Raw genomic sequence first — 17,660 nt, 5'->3', positions numbered from 1 at the left:
TAGTGCCCATGATGTGATTGCAGGCAATCGTATCATGGGGTCTCGATTTTGGGATCCGTCCTAGTTCGCCGCGCTGCGCGCCAGCCGCTGCAGCATCGCCGCGATCTGCTTGTTGTCTTGCTCGGCTTGATCCGGCGCGCGCGCCGTCTCGCGGCGCGGAGCCGACGCCTCGGCACGGCGTGGAGCCGGCGTCTCGGCGCGGCGCGGAACCGGTGTCTCGGTGCGGCGCGGCGCAGCCTCCGACAGGCGCAACGGACGATCCCGGCTGACGACGGCCATCGGCGGCGCCGGCTCGGTATGGAGCGAATCCCATGGCGCACGCCACTCGTCGCTGATCTCATAGGGCGGCGTACGCGTGCGGGTCAGCCCGAACACCAGCGCGCTGACCAGGCCGGCCAGCGCCAGCGCGCCGACCATCACGACCAGCAGCATCTGCGTCGAGGAGGACGACTTATCGGCGGATGCCTCGGCCGTGGCAGGGGCAGCAGGTGCCGGCGCGGCGGCCTGTTGCGGCGCCGGATCGGCCTGCGCGACCACCGTCGGCTGGTCCGCGGCGCGCCTTGTGCCGTTGGTTCCGGCCATGCTCGATGCATCCAGCCACCTGGCGTTCACGTCCGAGGGCTGGGCGTTGGCCGCGGCGGGCGCGGCTGACGTTGCGGGATCGGGGCTTGCGGCCGGGGCGGCGGCAGGCTGCGGCCACTCGGCATGGGCATCGGCGACGGATTTGCGCATCGCCGGCTGCTGCGGCGGCGTGGGCTGGCTCTGCGGCGCGGGCTGGCTCTGTAGCGGCGCCGCGTCGGCCGTCGTTGTGTCAGGCGCGGCCGCGGGCTGCTGCTGCGCCGCCGCAGTTTTTCCGACGGTCTTGGTCTTGGCATCACCGAGATACCAGCACTTGCTCTTGGTGCCGCGATCGAGGTGATAGAACCAGTGGCTCCCCGCAGGCGCGGTTCCCTTTGGCGCGGACAGGCAGGTGTCCGCCGTCTTGGCACCCGCAGTATTGGCATTCGCAGTATTGGTGCTCGCCGGATTGGCGGCGGTCTGGGCCATGGCGCTGAAGGCGCCGGCCAGCATGCTGACGGCAAGCGCCGCAGCGAATTTCGCTGAACGATTTGACATACGCGTCCCCGGTATTCTTTTTTACGCAAACGCTGGTGACGCCAATCTCGGTAAAGAGTTGGGTCGCAATGCGCCGCAAATCCGGAACGGGTAGGGCTTAATTGAGGCTTGCGACGTGCCGTAATTGCGGCAAGCCAAAGGCCTGGGAACGCGGACTGAAATGACGGCTTCGTTCGGCCGTCAGGTTCCCGCCGCAGCTGCACCGCGCGACCAAATGCTCGCGCGCATGTCGCAAGAAGGTTGCGTCCCGCCGGCGCTCGCGCGGCCGGCGGGACGTCTTCGTTAGTTCTTGAGGACGATGCGTCCCACGACCTTGCCGGCGCGCAGCTCTTCGATCCATTTCTGGACGTCGGCCATCGGCTCTTCCTTCATCGGCGTCGGCTTGATCTTGCCGGCGCGCGCGAGCGCCATCAGCTCCTGGCCTTCGGCGAGCGTGCCGACCATGAAGCCTTCGATGGTCATGCGCTTGTAGACCCATTGCACCATCGGCAGCGTGAACTGGCCGCCCATCAGGCCGGACACCACGATCTTGCCGCCGCGTGCGACCGTCGACACCGCAAACGCCATCGACTTCTCGTTGCCGGCAAAGTCGACGACGCCGTCGAAGCCGCCGTCGCTCTCCTTCAGCATGCGCTTGATGACATCGGGTTCGGCGGGATCGTAGGCAGCCGCCGCGCCGTTCTTCAGCGCGGTCTCGCGCGCCGCGGGGCTGAGATCGGCTACCGTGATCGGCTGCTTGAACATCGCCTGCGCGAACGACAGGCCCATCATGCCGACGCCGCCAAGCCCGATCAGCAAGAGATTGCGCTGGCGCGGACGATCGACCAGGCGCTTCAGCGCGCCATAGGCGGTGACGCCGGAGCACATCAGCGTCGCAGCCTGATTGACCGGCAGCGGATCGTAATCGAGCAGGTATTTCGCGTCGGGCACCAGCACGTGAGTGGCGAAGCCGCCGTCGATCGAGACGCCGAGGAAGCGCTGCTTGACGCACAGATTCTCGTCGCCGGCGAGACAGTCGCGGCACTGGCCGCAGCCGATCCAGGGGAAGACCGCCTTCTTCGTTCCGACCAGATCCTTCGGCGCATCCGGACCGACCTCGTCCACGACACCCGCGATCTCATGGCCGAGCGTGAAGGGCAGGGTCATGCCACGCGTGGTGTCGAGCTTCTTGCCGCCGCCGAGATCGGCGTAACCGTCCTGGATGTGGAGATCGGAATGGCACAGGCCGCAGCGCTCGATGCGCACCAGCACTTCGCGTCCCTGCGGCTTGGGCGTATCGACGATCGTCTCGCACAGCGGTGAATCGAATTTGACGAGGGATTGGCGGACCATACGCGCCATTACGTTTTCTCCTGATGTTCTATTTTGTGGACCGTATATCGGCCAATTCACGCGCCATGGCAACAAAGCCCGAAACCGGAATGGTTTCGGCGCGGCGCGTGGCGTCGATCTCGGCTGCGGCAGCAAGCCGCGCCGGATCGACCGACAGCGATTTCAGGCTCTGGCGCAGCATCTTGCGGCGCTGGCCGAAGGCAGCGGCCGCGACCTGCTCGAGCATGCGGCGGTCGCACGGCGCGGGCGCAGCGCGCGGTATCAATCGGACCACCGAGGACGTGACCTTCGGTTGCGGCACGAAGGCCGCGGGCGAAATGTCGAACAGGATCTTGGTCTCGGCGCGCCAGTTGGCGAGCACCGCGAGCCGGCCATAGGCCTCCTCGTCCTCATGGGCGACGATGCGCTCGGCGACCTCGCGCTGAAACATCAGCACCATGGTGTCGTACCAGGGCGGCCACGGCTCGATCGACAGCCAGTCGACCAGCAGCTGGGTTGCGATGTTATAGGGCAGGTTGGCGACGATCTTGGCCTTGCCGCCGTCGAGATAGGGGCGTGGATCAAAGTGCTGCGCGTCGCCATGCACGATCTCGATGCGGCCGGGATAGCGTTTGACGATGTAGTCGAGCGCATCAAGCGCGCGCTCGTCGCGTTCGATGGCGATCACGCGCTTGGCGCCGAGCGCAAGCAGCGCGCGCGTCAAGCCGCCGGGCCCGGGTCCGACCTCGATCACGGTGGAATCTTCCAGCGGGCCGGCGGCGCGGGCAATGCGTGCGGTGAGGTTGAGGTCGAGCAGAAAGTTCTGGCCGAGCGATTTGCGCGCCGACAGCGAATGCTCGCGAATGATGTCGCGCAGCGGCGGCAGATCGTCGATCGTGCTCACTCAGCTCGACGCCGCGGCCATGCGCGCAGCGAGCCGCAGCGCGGCGATCAGGCTCGAGGGATTGGCCTTGCCGGTGCCGGCGATGTCGAATGCGGTGCCGTGATCGGGCGACGTCCGGATGAAGGGCAGGCCCAGCGTGACGTTGACGGCGTCCTCGAAGGCGACGGTCTTGATCGGGATCAGCGCCTGGTCGTGATACATGCAGAGCGCGCAGTCATAGGTCTTGCGTGCGGCGGCGTGGAACATGGTGTCGGCGGGCAGCGGGCCGCGGGCGGCAACGCCTTCGCCGCGCAGGATCTCCACCGCGGGCGCGACGATCTCGACGTCTTCCATGCCGAGCGTGCCGTCTTCGCCGGCATGCGGGTTGAGGCCGGCAATGGCGAGCCGCGGCGCCGCGAGACCAAACCGCGCCTTCATGTCCGCGACCACGATCCGCGCGGTCGAGACGATCAGGTCGGTCGACAATTGCGCCAGCGCTTCGCGGACCGAGACATGGATCGTGACGGGGACGACGGCGAGCGCCGGCGACCACAGCATCATCACCGGCTGCGGCGCAGACCCGCCGCGACCGGCCAGCTCGGCGAGGAATTCGGTGTGGCCGGGATGACGGAAGCCGGCGCGGTACAGCACGTTCTTGGCGATCGGATTGGTGACGACGGCGGTGGCCTTGCCGGCGGCGACATCGGCGACGGCCTGACGGATCGACGCCAGCGCCGCATCTGCGCTCGTCGCGTCGGGCGTGCCCGGTCGTGCCGTCGCCGCCTTGCCGGTCGCCACCACGGGCAGCGCGCGCGCAAACGCCGTGGATGCCTCCTCGGCGCTAACCTCGGCAAACTCGACGGCAAGCCCGAGCGTCTTGGCGCGCTCGGCGAGGGCCGCGCGGTCGCCGAGCAGATAGAACGGCGGGAGGTCGAGTTCGCGGCGCCGCAGCCATGCGGCGAGCGTGATGTCGGGGCCGATGCCTGCGGGCTCGCCGCAGGTCAGTGCGAGGGGTTGGGCCATGCGTCAACGATAGTCGATCAGCGCCCGCCTGGATATTCGATCATGGCGGCTTTTCGGACGTCCTGCAGGTAGGCCTTCGACTTCGCCTCGTACTTCTGGACGTACATCTTGTCGCGCATCTCGCGCTTCTTCGGCGTGTCGACGGTGGTCGCCTTGCGGCCGCAGAGGGCGACCATCTCGATGCCCTGCTTGGTGACCTCGGGAGGGGTAAGGTGGCCGACGGGGGTCTTGTCCAGGATGTCGCGCAGCGCCTGCGGCAGGTCGGCGGATGTCTTCACGACGATCTCGCGGATCGCGGCGTTGCGCATCGACTTGAAGAAGGTGTTGGCCTCTTCGCAACTGGTCACGCGCTCGCGCAGCGAGTCGGCTTCCTTCTTGCGTCCCTCGAAGTCCGACTGTGGAGCGCCGCGCGGCACGATCAGAACGACCGGCTGCATCCGGTATTCGAACGCCTCGGCGTCGGCAGCCTCGCCGGTTTCCTTGACCGCGGTGGCGACGTCCTTTTCGCCGACCTGCAGGCTTTCCTTGAAGCGGCCGCGGACCAGGCTGGTCCAGACCATGTCGGCCCTGATGCGCTGCTTCAGCGAATCCGGGCGGATGCCCTTGCTCTCCAGCACCTTGGTCAGCTGGTCGCCCGACAGCCGCATCCGCTGCGCCATGCCGCCGAACGACTGATCGATATCGCTGGCCGAGGGATCGACGCCAAATTTCTTGGCTTCCTTGATCTTCAGCTTCTCGTCGATCAGTTCGTCGAGGACGGCCTTCCGATCGGGGGTCTTGCCGCCGGTCAGGGCGTTCAGTTTCGCGCGCTGCTCGATGTCGAAATTGGTGATGGGTTCGCCGTTGACCATCACGGCGATGGTCTGGGCGTGCAGTCGCGCGCCGCCCCCGGGCAGGAGGAAAAGCGCCAGCAGGAAGCTCAACAATAGCTGATAGCGGCGCGTTGGCAGGCTAGCAGTCGTCATTATCGTCATGTCAGCCGTCTAAACCAATTCAAGCCGGGGCCGGAGGCCCGCGGCCAATACAAGCCCCCGCTTGCTACTGCATGCCAGCCGAACTGCTGGTCGTGGAGGTCTGGGCGATCGTCCGCAGCCCGATCTGGAACATGATCGCGTGGCTGAGGACGGGCGGCTGCGCACCGGCCTGATAGGTATAGGACGTGACATAGTTGGCAGCCAGCACGAAACAGTCGTCCACATAGCCCGCGCCGACCGCATACTGGTTGATTTTGTTCGCTTCAAGGTCCCAGCGCGCCGCACCCTGGACCACCCAGTTCGATGCCACCTTGACCGAACCGCTGGTGAGGATGCCCTCGCGGCGGGTCAGATAGCCAAGTTCCGGCTGCGCGGCATAATCGCCGTAGGTCACGGCAACCGACCAGCGGTCGAAATTCGCGCTCGCCGTGGCTTCGAACCGGTTGATGTTCCAGGTCGCCTCATCCATCCGCGTGCGGACGCTGAACGTATAGGTGCGGTTGGGCGAGTAGGCGAGGCTTGCCACGTAGTCCGAGCGCGGGTTCTGCAGGCCCGAATCGACGCCGGTGTTGGTGACGTCGGCGACCGCGAACGAGTTCATCCCGAACATCTGGTAGGATTGTCCGAACATCGCCTTGATGCTGCCACCGCGGTCGAACTGCGTGGTGGCCTGTACGCCGACATTGGCGCGGCTGCCGCCTTCGACGCGGTCATAGCCGGAGAACTTGTCGACCGAGAACAGATTCGAGGTGTCGAACACCAGGCTCTGCGCGTCCTCGTTCGGCAGCTTGCCGGCGTTGGGCTCGTCGGGCCGGATGATGACCTGCGCGATCGGCTCGACGGTGGTGGTGCCCCACGGCTGCACGTTGATGAAGGGGTAGCGGTATTCGAGGCCGACGGTCGGCATCAGGCGAACCGTCTGGGTGTCGCCGACCGGCAGGTAGTTGGAAACGCCCGGCTGGTTCGAGATGTCGGCGTTGATCGCGTCAGCGCGGATGCTGGCGAACGGCGTCCAGATCTGGCCGAGCGGATCGGTATACGACTTGCGCCACTGCGCCTCGGCGGTCAGGCGGGTGTAGGTGCCCGGCATGCCGCGCAGCAGGCACTGCGACGGCGTGCGTGCCAACGGATCGGCCGATGTGGTCAAGCACAGGCTGTTGGTGTTGGCGGCCGTCGTGATCGGATCGAACACCGCGGTTTCGCGGGTCAGGCTGGTGAAGTTCACCTTGTAGCTGAACTCGCCGCCCAGGATGTTGTTGTTGATGACGTTGTTGTAGTCGATGACGGGCGCGACCACCGGAACCTGGTTCTGGTTGCCCGAGTAGCTGAGGTAGTAGACCGCGCGCGCGTCGAAGAAGCTGCGGTCGCCGACACCGGTCAGATAGAGCTGCGAGATCGCCTCGGTCGGCAGCGACAGGAACGATCCGAACGGGTCCTTGTACTGGGCGAGCCGGTAGTCGGACATGAAGAAGTAGTCGGACAGCACCACGCCGTCCCAGCCCCAGACCCATTTGTCGTTCAGTGCGAACTGGCCTTTGGTGTCGACGCCCCAGCGGAATTGGCGATCACCCGGCTGTCCCTTGAAGGCGTCCTGATCGAGCTGGTCGATGCCGTAAAGCCGGACCTGATACGAGCCGTTCGACAAACGCTGGCGGAATTCGGTCTGCAACAGCACGCCCTGCTTGGACGTGATGCGCGGATTGAACGTCGCGTCCATGTCGGGCGCGATCGCCCAATAATAGGGGATTTCGACGCCGTAGCCGAACGCCGTGTACGAGGTGAAGCCCGGCATCAGGAAGCCGCTCTTCCGCTTCACGGTCGGATCGGGCGTCGAGAAGTAGGGCAGGTACGCCATCGGAACGCCGAAGAATTCGAGCTGGGCGTTCTCGAAATAAAGCATCTTCTCGGTCTGGTTATGGATGATGCGCGCGCCCTTGACCTGCCAGAGCGGCGGCTTCTTCGGATCATCCTTACAGGGTGCGCAGGCGGTATAAACGCCGTTGTCGAACACCGTGTAGTTGCCGCTGGACCGGTCGGCGCGTGTCGCCGCCATGCGGGTCTGGTCTTCGGTGTCGACGCGTAGCGAATCGACGAAACCATCGCGGTAGTCGTCGCTGAGATCCATGATGTTGGCGTAGGTGATCTTGCCTTCCGCATCGGTCATGCGGATGTTGCCTTCGGCGTGAAGACGCTTGGTCTTCTGGTCGTAGATGACCTTGTCGGCCTCGACGCTGGTGCCGTTGTAGAACATCTGGACGTTGCCGACGGCCGAGATGCGCGAGTTGTTGTAGTCGTAATCGACCTCGGTCGCCTGAACGAGCATCTGCCCGTCATTCTTGGCCGGCGGACGGGCCGGCTTCGGCGGACGCGGATTGTAGGTGAACGCCTGCGCGGCAGCCGACGTCGATGCGACGACATCGAGCGCGCTGACCACGAAGAACGCGGCAAGGAGAGCAGAGATCGAAACGCCAAACGGGGCCAAGCAGCTCCGTTGACGGCGCAGAACACTGCGCCGCCCGAATGCAGGCGACCTCAACTGGCGGGCGGCGACACTGGCCACTACCCGTCCTCCTGGTACAGCAAGGCTAAGAAACCGGTGAGGCTACCCACAACGACAGGCAACCACGCCGCAGCGATGGGATGCATCAACTCAGCCTTGCTCAAATCTTCAGTTACTTTCGACAGCACGTAGAGCAGAAAGCCTGCGCCCACGCCACTCAAAACCATCTTCTGCACGCCGCCCATCCGGAAGAAGCGGAGGCTCACAGAAGCCGCCAACATCACCATCGCAGCCAGCAAAAACGGCTGTGCGATGAGCTTGTGATACTGCAACCGATAGCCGGCCGTCGCGAACCCTGAGCTCTCCGACGAGCGGATGTAGTTCGGCAGTTGCCAAAAGGACACAGTTTCGGGGGTGGAGAAACTGTTGCGCACCTGTGCAGGGGTCAGGGTGGTGGTCAGGTAGAAGGTGTCCTGGTCCACCGGAGGCTTGTCGAGGGTGTATCGGCGTACTCCCTTGAACACCCAGCGGCCCTCTTCGAGGGCGGCTTCGCGGGCCTCGATTCGTTCCTTGAACTGCAGCGCCGTATCGAATCGAAACACGGTCAGGCCGGTCAGCCGGACGCCCTGCTGCTCGCTGCGGGCAGCATTGATGATCGCCTGACCCTCGTCGTTGATCTGGTTCAGCCAGAAGCCGGACGCATCCTGGATGCCGCCGCCCGGCGCCGAGCCGAACAGCTCGGCCTCCATCCGCTTGGAGAGCTCGCGCAGGTTGGCCGACACCGGATTGTAGGCCGTGGTCGCGAAGATGCCGAGTACGATCGCGCTGGCCAGCGCGGGCGAGATGAATTGCCAGGCCGAGACGCCGGCGGCGCGCGCCACGACGAGCTCCAGCCGCCGCGACAGCGCGAGATAGCAGGTCATCGCGCCGATCAGCACGCAGAACGGCATCAGCTTCTCGAGCAGTTGCGGCACGCGAAACAGCGAGGTCTCCGCGACCGTGATCGCCGAGGCTCCGATGAGGCCCGACGTCTTGCGCACCATCTCGATGTAGTCGACCAGCACGAGCAGCACGAAGATGCCCGCGAACACACCCACTGCCGCGACGATGAAGCGGCCGGCGAAATAGCGCCCGAGCGTGTTTGTCACCATGCTCATGCGGTTGCCGGCCTCCGGAAGAGGCGCGCAATGCGCTCGTTGTTCCTGTTGATGACTTCCAACAATGCCGCCGGCGGTTCGACGACGACGCCGCCGACGATCATCCAGATCCCGACGCCGATGCCGCCGAACAGCATCAGATATTGCACCAGTGCTGCGATCGGCGTCTTCACCGCCATGACCGAGCAGGCGAAACCGACCATGCGCAGGCCGAACACCGCGAACACCGAGCCGCCGATCGAGAAATTGCGGCTTTGGCGCGTGGTGCGCGGCGCGCCGAGAAAGGCAAAGGTGAGGGCCGCGAACGCAAACGGATAGAGCGGCGCCATGAAGCGATCATGCAGCTCGGCGAAGAACTGGCCCGACAGCTGCTGATAGGTCTGGTCGTTCTCGTCCGGCCACATCAATTCCCAGAGGTAACGCTCGCGAATGCCGAGCGTGACGTCGCGGCCCTGCGAGAATTTCGACATGTCGAACGCGTAGCGCTGAAACACCACCAGCGTCGGATCGCGCTTGCCGACCTCGAATCGCTCGAGATTGCCGTCCTCCAGCACGAGATATGACCCGCTCTCGTTCTTCAGCACGGTGCCGTGGTCGGCGACGATGGTGACGCGCTGCTGCGGATCGCGGCGATCGTCGACGAAAACGCCGCCGAGCACGCCGCCGGGCAGGCGCTCGCGGATCCGAATCGTCAGGTTCTGATCGAGCTGGGCGAAGCGGCCGGGCTGCAGGATGTTGGTCAGCACGTCGGCGGTGATCTCGGCATCCCACTGCTTGATTCGGCGCATGCCGTCGGGCGCGAGATAGGCGCCGATGAAGGCGACGAGCGCCGCCACCACGCAGGTCGCGAAGAAGAACGGCCGGAACAGCCGGAACGGCGAGAAGCCCGCCGCATTCATCACGATGATCTCGGAATCGGTCGCGAGCTTGTTCAGCGTATGAGAGATCGCGATCATCAGCGCGATCGGCGCGATGATCAGGACCAGGGCCGGAATCACGAGACCGGTGATGCCGAGGAAGGTCACGATGGTCTGACCCTGGCTGGTCATCAGGTCGATGCCGCGCAACGCCTGGGTAATCCAGATCACGCCGGTCAGGCTGACCAGGACAAGCGCAAACGACGCCAGCGTCGTTTTGAAGATGTACTTGTCGATCGACCCCATCGCTAACCGCACGACCCCCGAAGACCCCTGCACGCGACCAAACGCGCGGCTTTCGACCAATCCCGTCAACCCGGGTTCCCCGATGGTCGGGCCGCGGACTCGTCCGGCTCACTCTCTGTTCACAGTCTCACTACCATCCCTTTGATCCGTCAACAAAATGGCCGGGCCAAGGCACGCTTAATTTATGGTTAATTAATCGCTTTTGTGGCCTTCCGGCCACTCCGGCGCTTGGCAGTGGCGCGGCCGGCAGGTCATAGTGTGCGACAAGCCCGGTCCGGGCTGGTTCCGGACCGTCATCGCAATGCTCATCCCGCGTGCCGGAAGGACCGCCTCAGGTCCGAGCAACACCCTGAGTTCTGGAGGATTTTCCTATGTCCGACGCCGTCAAGGTCGGCTTTGTCCCATTCTCCGCGCCCGCGCGGGGCATTCTGGTCGCGTTTTGCGACGAACAATTGAAGCTGGGAGCCGCCACAAGGAAGGCGCTGGGAGCGGCCGCGGAGACGGTCAAGCGGGCGGCCGCCGCCAACCAGTTCAAGGGCAAGAGCGCGGCAACCCTCGACATCCTGGCGCCGGAGGGAATCAAGGTCGACCGGCTGATCTTGATCGGCACCGGCAAGGCGGGTGACCTCAAGGAGAAGGATTTTCTCAAATTCGGCGGCGTGCTGGCCGGCAAGCTCAACGCCGGCAGCGGCGCGATGACCGTCATCGCTGAACTGCCCGATGCGGCGATGACAGCAGACCAGGCGGCCGCGATCGCCACCGGCGTCCGCCTGCGCGCCTACAAGTTCGACCGCTACAAGACCAAGAAGAAAGACGGCGAGAACGGCGCCGTGCGGGCCGACGTCTCGATCGCGGTGGACGACGCCGCTGCCGCCAAGAAGGCGTTTGCACCTGAATCGTCCATCGTCGACGGCGTCAACCTGGCGCGCGAGCTCGTCAACGAGCCGCCGAACGTGTTGTATCCCGAAGAGTTCGCGCGCCGCGCCAGCCAGCTGCGCAAGCTCGGCGTCACCGTCGAGGTCCTCGACGTCAAGGCCATGACCAAGCTCGGCATGGGCGCGCTGCTCGGCGTCGGGCAGGGATCGGCGCGGCCCAGCCGCACGGTGATCATGCGCTGGAACGGCGGCAAGAAGAGCGAGGCGCCGGTCGCGTTCGTCGGCAAGGGCGTCTGTTTCGACACTGGCGGTATCTCCATCAAGTCGGCCGGCGGCATGGAGGATATGAAGGGTGACATGGGCGGCGCGGCCTGCGTGGTCGGGCTGATGCACGCGCTCGCGGCGCGCAAGGCCCGCGTCAACGCGGTCGGCGCCATCGGGCTGGTGGAGAACATGCCTGACGGTAACGCGCAGCGTCCGGGCGACATCGTCACCTCGATGTCCGGCCAGACCATCGAGATCATCAACACCGACGCCGAGGGACGGCTCGTGCTCGCCGACGTGCTCTGGTACGTCGCCAAGAAGTGCAAGCCGAAATTCATGGTCGATCTTGCGACGCTGACCGGCGCGATCATGGTCGCGCTCGGCACCGATCACGCCGGCCTGTTCTCCAACAATGACGAACTCGCCGAGCGCCTGGCCAAGGTCGGCCTGGAGACCGGTGAGAAAGTGTGGCGCATGCCGCTCGGTCCGGAATACGACAAGCAGATCGATTCGCAATTCGCCGACATGAAGAACACCGGCGGGCGCAATGGCGGTTCGATCACGGCCGCGCAATTCCTGCAGCGTTTCGTCGACGGCACGCCGTGGGCCCATCTCGATATCGCCGGCACCGCGATGGGCGCGCCGAAGACCGAGATCAATCAGAGCTGGGGTTCGGGTTACGGCGTCCGTCTGCTCGAGCGGCTCGTCTCCGACTATTATGAAGCCAAGAAATAAAGTGTCAGCCGACGCATGACCGAGGTTCTGTTCTACCATCTGCAGAACATGACGCTGGAGAGCGTGCTGCCGCCGCTGCTCGAGAAGTCGCTCGAGCGCGGCTGGCGCGTGGTCGTGCAATCGACATCGCAGGAGCGCGCCGAGACGCTCGACGCGCATCTGTGGACCTACAGCGACGATTCGTTCCTGCCGCATGCGAGCTCGCGCGTGGCCGACGCGCAGGACCAGCCGATCATCCTGTCGATCGAGGAGGGCAATCCGAACCGGGCCAACGTCCGCTTCCTGGTCGACAATGCGGCGCTGCCGGCCGATTGCGACAGCTACGAGCGGGTCGTGCTCGTGTTCAATGGCGACGACCCCGACGCGGTCGCGTCCGCGAGGGAGAGCTGGACCGCTTGCAAAGCCCGCGGCTTCGAGGTCACCTATTGGCAGACCGACGAGCGGGGGCGCTGGCAGCGGCGCCAATAGCGATATCAACTAATTAATGATAATTCGACGTTTCTTGAGGCGGGTCACGGTCATGCCGCAAAGTGATGTTCGGACAAGCCCTTAGCTAAGGGGTGAGGAGCCTTGTTGATCGTGCGAGACGGAACATTCAGTCGGAAGTCGCTGCTGGCGTTGCTGGTGCTTGCGCCTGGCCTTGCCGGCTGTTCGGGCGCCGGATCCGACTTGTTTTCGCGCGATGCGGAATGGTTCTCTCGCCCCGGGCGGGTGTTCATCCGCAACATCTCGATCGAATCGCCGCCGCTGACGCCGGACAAGCCGGTGACGAACGACGATCTCGTCAGTGCCGACGGAGGCTGCCCCGGCATGGCGCCGCCACCCGGCGCCGCCGATGCGAACGCGCAAGCGCCCGGCGCGCCGCCGCCGCAGCCGACCGGAGGCAGCGTTGCGCTCGGCCACACCGAATGCGACGTCGTGCGCGGAATCGGCGCCCCCGACAGCGTGAACCTGTCCAGCGCTCCGGGCGGCGAGCGCGTTGCGGTCGTGACATGGTCGCGCGGCGCGCGGGCCGGTATCTACACCTTCACCTCGGGACGCCTGACCTCGGTCGAGCGCGGCCCGGATCCCGTGCCGGAGCCGAAGCAGGCGAAGCCGAAGAAGAAAAAGACCTCGCACGGTTAGAGTGAGAGCCAGGCTCCCGTCGTCCCTGCGAAAGCAGGGACCCATACTCCGCGGCGGATGTGGTTAGGGGGACTCGTCGTTCTGCGACCGCACAACAATGACCACTTGTGGTTATGGGTCCCTGCGTTCGCAGGGACGACAGCGGATGTGTGCCCGCGCCCGGCAGATCACCTCTAGTTCGCGGCTTCGTCGAGCTGGGCGCTGGCTTCCAGCCATTCTTCCTCGGCGCGTTGCAGCGCGCTTTCGGCGCCGGCGCGCGCCTTGGTCAGCTGTGCGGCCTGCTTGGGATCGCGGGTAAAGATATCGGGCAGCGCGAGCGCGGTGTCGATTTTTGCAATGATGCCGTTGATGCGTTCGATCTCGGCCTCGGCTTGCGCGATCCGCTGCCGGGGTGACGTGCGTCTCTCGTTGCGAATGCGTTCGGGCTTTGCCGGCTCCTTGACGCGTTCGCGCGACGCCGTCCGTCCGTCATTGGCCGACAGGATCATGCGGCGATATTCGTCGAGATCGCCGTCATAGGCGGTGACGGTCTGGTTCGCCACCACCCACAATCGGTCGGCGCAGGCTTCGATCAAATAGCGATCGTGCGAGACCATGATGATGGCGCCGGGGAATTCGTTGATCGCCTCCGCCAGCGCCGCGCGGCTGTCGATATCGAGGTGGTTGGTCGGCTCGTCCAGGATGATCATGTTCGGACCGTAGAACGTGGCGAGCCCGAGCAGCAGCCGCGCCTTCTCGCCGCCCGACAGGCTCTTCACTAGCGTGTCGCCGGCCTTGCCGGAGAAGCCGATCGCACCGACCCGGCCGCGCACCTTACTCTCCGGCGCCTCGGGCATCAGCTTGCGGATGTGATCATAGGGCGAGCCGTCGAGATTGAGCTCGTCGACCTGGTGCTGGGCGAAATAGCCGACCGATAGTTTGTCGGCCTTGGTGATCCTCCCCGAGAACGGCGCGAGCTTGCCCGCCAGCAGCTTGACCAGCGTCGACTTGCCGTTGCCGTTGGAGCCGAGCAACGCGATGCGGTCATCGGGATCGATACGCAGCGTCACGCGATTGAGCACCGGCTTGCCCGGTTCGTAGCCGACCGAGACGTCATCGACCGCGATGATCGGCGGCGACAGCAGCTTCTCCGGCGCCGGAAACGAGATCTCGTGAACATCCTGGGTCACCAGTGCGGTGATCGGCTTCATCCGTTCCAGCATCTTGACGCGCGACTGCGCCTGCCGCGCCTTGGAGGCCTTGGCCTTGAAGCGGTCGACGAAGTCCTGCAGCCGCTTGCGCTCGTCGGCCTGCCGCTTGGCGTGCTTGGCGTCGAGCATTTCGCGTGCGGCGCGCTGCTCCTCGAATGAGGAATAGGTGCCCTTGTAGAGCGTCAGTCTGCCGCGATCGAGGTGCAGAATCTGATCGACCGAGGTGTCCAGCAGATCGCGGTCGTGGCTGATCACGATCACGGTGCGCGGATAATTGGCGAGGTGGTTCTCGAGCCACAACGTGCCTTCGAGATCGAGATAGTTGGTCGGCTCGTCCAGCAGCAATAGATCGGGTGCGGAGAACAGCGTCGCCGCCAGCGCGACGCGCATCCGCCAGCCGCCGGAAAACTCCGCGCATGGCCGGGCCTGGTCCGCGGTCGAGAAGCCGAGGCCGGAGAGGATCGCCGCGGCCCGGGCGGGAGCGGAGTGGGCATCGATGTCGACCAGCCGGGTCTGGATCTCGGCGATCCGATGCGGATCGTGCGCCGTCTCGGCCTCACGCAGCAGCGCGTCGCGCTCGAGATCGGCCTTCAAGACGACGTTGATCAGGCTTTCGGGCCCGTCGGGCGCTTCCTGCGCGAGGCTGCCGATTCGCCAGCGCGGCGGCAGCGCGATGCTGCCGCTTTCGGTCGGAAGGTCGCCCCTTATGGCATGAAACAGCGTCGACTTGCCGACGCCGTTGCGGCCGACAAATCCGACCCGCGCGCCGGGCACGATTTGCACAGAACTGTGATCAATCAACAGCCGCCCGGCGATCCGGACCGAGATGTCAGTAATGGAGAGCATGCAGCGTTGTCACCGGACCCGCCGCCAAACGCAACCCGTCTGCCCTTAAAAATCTCTCCGGACGGCTGTTGCAAAAGTGCGCGATAGGCCCGCTGGTCGGCCCTCAATATCTAATGTCGATCGTTTTCCCGACGTTGCATCTCCTCGAGGAGCTGTTGCAGGCGGGACGAAAGTGCGGGGTCTGGCCGCATGTTTTGCTGGAGCCGTTCACCCACGGCATCGCAGATGTAGCGGCAGGTCTTGTGATCAAGCTGATCGGGATCGTTGTCGATCTGGGTCATCGTCATGGCACATCTTTCGGCGAGTTCCACCTCGCATGTTCAAGTGACTTCTTGCCATGACAAGTCGCGACCCCGAATTTGGTTTCCGCTCCGCCTTACTCTCGCCTTGAGGTAGTGGGGCGCACCATGCGAACGGGTTCCCTGGCGGCGTGAAAAAAGCCCCGGCGCAAGCGCCGGGGCCAAAGTCAGTCGGGGAGCAGTCGACAGAACGGATGGGTCAGTAGCAGCGGTTGACCAGGCGCCAGCGGGGACCCCACGGGGTCGGCACGACGCGGCGCACGTAGCAACCGCCACCATAGCCATATCCGCCATAATAGGCCGGGCCTCCAACGATGACGCGCGGGCCGCCCCACCAGCCGTGGTGCCATCCGCCGTGCCAGCCGCCGTGCCAACCACCCCAGGCAGAGGCGGAGGTCGGGGCGAGCGCGGCGGCACCGAGCGAAACCGCGGCAATGACGGCAAGTGAGAGTTTGCGTAACATGATCGTCTCCTCGAGGTATGGGCGCGCGCGACGCGCCCGCGGTGACATCGTTTCCCGAGACGTCCTGTGAGGCTTGCGGATGGGGAGCCAGCAAGGCGTCCGATCGGTTCAGAGCCTATCCGGCGGGAGCTGAACGGCAGCGGCATGGCGCTGACAGAATGGGTTCACCTAAGTGAAATCGCGGTAAGTCGGCCGAGCCTGCCTTGGTCCGGAGGTTGCCCGGGCAGCGGTTTTCGTCGTGAAAATGCATCAAAACTAAAGGCTAACGCGTCACAGGGTCGCTTGCCGTTGCCCCATCGCGCCGATATAAGCCCCGGCAACTCCCAGCCACGTTTACAAGGACGAAATCATGGCGATTGAACGCACCTTTTCGATCATCAAGCCCGATGCCACCGAGCGCAACCTGACCGGCGCGGTCAACGCGGTGATCGAGAAGGCGGGCCTGCGGGTCGTGGCGCAAAAGCGCATCCAGATGACCCGCGGCCAGGCCGAGACCTTCTATGCCGTCCACAAGGCGCGCCCGTTCTTCGGCGAGCTGGTCGACTTCATGACCTCGGGCCCGGTCGTGGTCCAGGTGCTGGAAGGCGAGGGCGCCATCCTGAAATATCGCGACGTGATGGGCGCGACCGATCCGTCGAAGGCCGCCGAAGGCACCATCCGCAAGCTCTATGCGAAGTCGATCGGCGAGAACTCGGTGCATGGTTCGGATGCGCCGGAGACCGCGGTGATCGAGATCGCACAGTTCTTCGCAGGCAACGAGATCGTCGGCTAACGCCGAACCATCGAAAGTGACGCGGTCTCCTTGGGGGCCGCGTCGAAATAAACTGGGGAGCGGCGGACGACCGCCGCCAGGGGCGGCTGCAAGGCCGAATAGGACTCGCTGTGGACTGGCTGTGGCAGATCTTTGATCCGGCGTACATCGGCGCGTTCTTCACCGAGTTCAAGAACGAGATGGCGACGCCGACCTTCTGGGTTGCCGTCGGCAAGATCATCTGGATCAACGTCCTGCTGTCGGGCGACAACGCGCTCGTGATCGCGCTCGCCTGCCGCGGGCTCGCGCCGCGCCAGCGGCTGTGGGGCATGATCCTCGGCGCCGCCGCGGCGGTGCTGCTGCGCGTCATCTTCACCGGCATCGTCGCCAGCCTGATGGAGCTTCCCTACCTGAAGCTGGTCGGTGGCCTCGCGCTGATCGTGATTGCCGCCAAGCTGCTGGTGCCGGAGCAGGAGGACGAGGACAGCGTGCACGCGGCCTCGCATCTGTGGGCCGCGGTTCAGATCGTCGTCGTCGCCGACATCGTGATGAGCCTCGACAATGTGATCGCGGTGGCCGCCGCCGCCAATGGCAGCGTGCCGCTCCTGGTGCTCGGACTTGCGATCAGCGTTCCCTTGATCGTTGCCGGTGCGGCGCTGATCATGGCGCTGCTCACCAAGCTGCCGGTCCTGGTCTGGGCCGGTGCCGCGCTGCTCGGCTGGATCGCGGGCGATGTCATCGCCACCGATCCCGCGGTGCATCCGAGGCTTGATGCGCTGTTTGCCGGATCGCTCGGTGCAAGGCTGGATTCCTGGCTGACCTCGATCGGGATGTCGCCGCAATTCGCCCATGGCGGCAACGGCGGCGAAATCACGCTCGCCGTTCTCGGCATCATCGTGGTGCTGGTCGTGGGATCGATCTGGCGCCGCCACGCGCAGCGCAAGGCCAAGCACGCCGCCAAGGCGGCGTAAGGGAGGCGGCGTGA

General features: G+C 65.1%; 16 protein-coding genes. 5 read left to right on the top strand and 11 right to left on the bottom strand.

Going from position 1 to position 17,660, the window contains the following annotated elements:
- Positions 1-60 precede the first annotated feature (60 nt).
- From BRSPCE3_RS00680 to lptF, 8 genes are all read right to left on the bottom strand, one after another.
- Positions 61-1,116: a hypothetical protein gene (locus BRSPCE3_RS00680; protein ID WP_244063514.1), complete on the bottom strand. Its 1,056-nt coding sequence runs from the start codon at positions 1,114-1,116 to the stop codon at positions 61-63.
- A 282-nt stretch (positions 1,117-1,398) separates the two neighbouring features.
- Positions 1,399-2,457, bottom strand: coding sequence for an alcohol dehydrogenase (locus BRSPCE3_RS00675; protein ID WP_244063512.1), 1,059 nt, complete (start codon positions 2,455-2,457; stop codon positions 1,399-1,401).
- A 19-nt stretch (positions 2,458-2,476) separates the two neighbouring features.
- Entirely contained in the window at positions 2,477-3,331 is an 855-nt protein-coding gene (gene rsmA, locus BRSPCE3_RS00670; RefSeq protein WP_244063510.1) for a 16S rRNA (adenine(1518)-N(6)/adenine(1519)-N(6))-dimethyltransferase RsmA, read from the bottom strand.
- Positions 3,332-4,333, bottom strand: a complete 1,002-nt coding sequence (pdxA, locus tag BRSPCE3_RS00665) for a 4-hydroxythreonine-4-phosphate dehydrogenase PdxA (protein ID WP_244063508.1) — start codon at positions 4,331-4,333, stop codon at positions 3,332-3,334.
- A 17-nt stretch (positions 4,334-4,350) separates the two neighbouring features.
- Positions 4,351-5,298 carry a SurA N-terminal domain-containing protein gene (locus BRSPCE3_RS00660; RefSeq protein WP_244064925.1) on the bottom strand — a complete coding sequence of 316 codons (948 nt, stop codon included), beginning with the start codon at positions 5,296-5,298 and terminating at the stop codon, positions 4,351-4,353.
- 73 nt (positions 5,299-5,371) lie between these two features.
- Positions 5,372-7,789, bottom strand: a complete 2,418-nt coding sequence (locus BRSPCE3_RS00655) for an LPS-assembly protein LptD (protein WP_244063506.1) — start codon at positions 7,787-7,789, stop codon at positions 5,372-5,374.
- Between the two features lie 77 nt (positions 7,790-7,866).
- Complete coding sequence (gene lptG, locus BRSPCE3_RS00650) at positions 7,867-8,964, bottom strand: LPS export ABC transporter permease LptG (RefSeq protein WP_244063504.1); 1,098 nt, start codon at positions 8,962-8,964, stop codon at positions 7,867-7,869.
- Entirely contained in the window at positions 8,961-10,127 is a 1,167-nt protein-coding gene (lptF, locus tag BRSPCE3_RS00645) for an LPS export ABC transporter permease LptF (protein ID WP_244063501.1), read from the bottom strand. The genes lptG and lptF overlap by 4 nt, the downstream gene beginning before the upstream one ends.
- Before the next feature lie 371 nt (positions 10,128-10,498).
- On the opposite strand from lptF, the gene BRSPCE3_RS00640 reads away from it, so the two are divergent.
- From BRSPCE3_RS00640 to BRSPCE3_RS00630, 3 genes are all read left to right on the top strand, one after another.
- Positions 10,499-12,001: a leucyl aminopeptidase gene (locus BRSPCE3_RS00640; protein ID WP_244063499.1), complete on the top strand. Its 1,503-nt coding sequence runs from the start codon at positions 10,499-10,501 to the stop codon at positions 11,999-12,001.
- A gap of 15 nt (positions 12,002-12,016) precedes the next feature.
- Entirely contained in the window at positions 12,017-12,469 is a 453-nt protein-coding gene (locus tag BRSPCE3_RS00635) for a DNA polymerase III subunit chi (RefSeq protein WP_244063498.1), read from the top strand.
- Between the two features lie 102 nt (positions 12,470-12,571).
- Positions 12,572-13,126: a hypothetical protein gene (locus BRSPCE3_RS00630; RefSeq protein WP_244063496.1), complete on the top strand. Its 555-nt coding sequence runs from the start codon at positions 12,572-12,574 to the stop codon at positions 13,124-13,126.
- Between the two features lie 173 nt (positions 13,127-13,299).
- Here the strand turns inward: BRSPCE3_RS00630 and BRSPCE3_RS00625 are convergent, their stop codons facing one another.
- The 3 genes from BRSPCE3_RS00625 to BRSPCE3_RS00615 all read right to left on the bottom strand — a co-directional run bounded on the left by BRSPCE3_RS00625 (position 13,300) and on the right by BRSPCE3_RS00615 (position 15,924).
- On the bottom strand, positions 13,300-15,162 hold the full coding sequence (locus tag BRSPCE3_RS00625; protein ID WP_244063493.1) for an ABC-F family ATP-binding cassette domain-containing protein: 1,863 nt from the start codon (positions 15,160-15,162) through the stop codon (positions 13,300-13,302).
- A gap of 110 nt (positions 15,163-15,272) precedes the next feature.
- Complete coding sequence (locus tag BRSPCE3_RS00620) at positions 15,273-15,449, bottom strand: hypothetical protein (RefSeq protein ID WP_244064966.1); 177 nt, start codon at positions 15,447-15,449, stop codon at positions 15,273-15,275.
- Positions 15,450-15,660: 211 nt separating this feature from the next.
- Complete coding sequence (locus BRSPCE3_RS00615; protein ID WP_244063491.1) at positions 15,661-15,924, bottom strand: sulfur globule protein precursor; 264 nt, start codon at positions 15,922-15,924, stop codon at positions 15,661-15,663.
- A gap of 349 nt (positions 15,925-16,273) precedes the next feature.
- Here BRSPCE3_RS00615 and ndk point away from each other — a divergent pair, with 349 nt between their 5' ends.
- Together ndk and BRSPCE3_RS00605 are read left to right on the top strand one after the other, a co-directional pair.
- Positions 16,274-16,696 carry a nucleoside-diphosphate kinase gene (gene ndk, locus BRSPCE3_RS00610; RefSeq protein ID WP_050425938.1) on the top strand — a complete coding sequence of 141 codons (423 nt, stop codon included), beginning with the start codon at positions 16,274-16,276 and terminating at the stop codon, positions 16,694-16,696.
- Positions 16,697-16,806: 110 nt separating this feature from the next.
- A complete protein-coding gene (locus tag BRSPCE3_RS00605; RefSeq protein WP_244063489.1) occupies positions 16,807-17,646 on the top strand; it encodes a TerC family protein in 840 nt (279 codons plus the stop codon).
- Positions 17,647-17,660 lie beyond the last annotated feature (14 nt).

It is taken from the genome of Bradyrhizobium sp. Ce-3 (assembly GCF_022835695.1).
Classification (GTDB): domain Bacteria; phylum Pseudomonadota; class Alphaproteobacteria; order Rhizobiales; family Xanthobacteraceae; genus Bradyrhizobium.
This window is presented reverse-complemented; position numbering and strand designations above follow the sequence as displayed.

What these genes read in the sequence shown, in the direction of transcription:
- BRSPCE3_RS00680 (WP_244063514.1), bottom strand. Translation starts at nt 1,116, where the DNA reads ATGTCAAATCGTTCAGCGAAATTCGCTGCGGCGCTTGCCGTCAGCATG.
- BRSPCE3_RS00675 (WP_244063512.1), bottom strand. Translation starts at nt 2,457, where the DNA reads ATGGCGCGTATGGTCCGCCAATCCCTCGTCAAATTCGATTCACCGCTG.
- pdxA (WP_244063508.1), bottom strand. Translation starts at nt 4,333, where the DNA reads ATGGCCCAACCCCTCGCACTGACCTGCGGCGAGCCCGCAGGCATCGGC.
- BRSPCE3_RS00660 (WP_244064925.1), bottom strand. Translation starts at nt 5,298, where the DNA reads ATGACGACTGCTAGCCTGCCAACGCGCCGCTATCAGCTATTGTTGAGC.
- lptG (WP_244063504.1), bottom strand. Translation starts at nt 8,964, where the DNA reads ATGAGCATGGTGACAAACACGCTCGGGCGCTATTTCGCCGGCCGCTTC.
- lptF (WP_244063501.1), bottom strand. Translation starts at nt 10,127, where the DNA reads ATGGGGTCGATCGACAAGTACATCTTCAAAACGACGCTGGCGTCGTTT.
- BRSPCE3_RS00640 (WP_244063499.1), top strand. Translation starts at nt 10,499, where the DNA reads ATGTCCGACGCCGTCAAGGTCGGCTTTGTCCCATTCTCCGCGCCCGCG.
- BRSPCE3_RS00635 (WP_244063498.1), top strand. Translation starts at nt 12,017, where the DNA reads ATGACCGAGGTTCTGTTCTACCATCTGCAGAACATGACGCTGGAGAGC.
- BRSPCE3_RS00625 (WP_244063493.1), bottom strand. Translation starts at nt 15,162, where the DNA reads ATGCTCTCCATTACTGACATCTCGGTCCGGATCGCCGGGCGGCTGTTG.
- BRSPCE3_RS00620 (WP_244064966.1), bottom strand. Translation starts at nt 15,449, where the DNA reads ATGACGATGACCCAGATCGACAACGATCCCGATCAGCTTGATCACAAG.
- BRSPCE3_RS00615 (WP_244063491.1), bottom strand. Translation starts at nt 15,924, where the DNA reads ATGTTACGCAAACTCTCACTTGCCGTCATTGCCGCGGTTTCGCTCGGT.
- ndk (WP_050425938.1), top strand. Translation starts at nt 16,274, where the DNA reads ATGGCGATTGAACGCACCTTTTCGATCATCAAGCCCGATGCCACCGAG.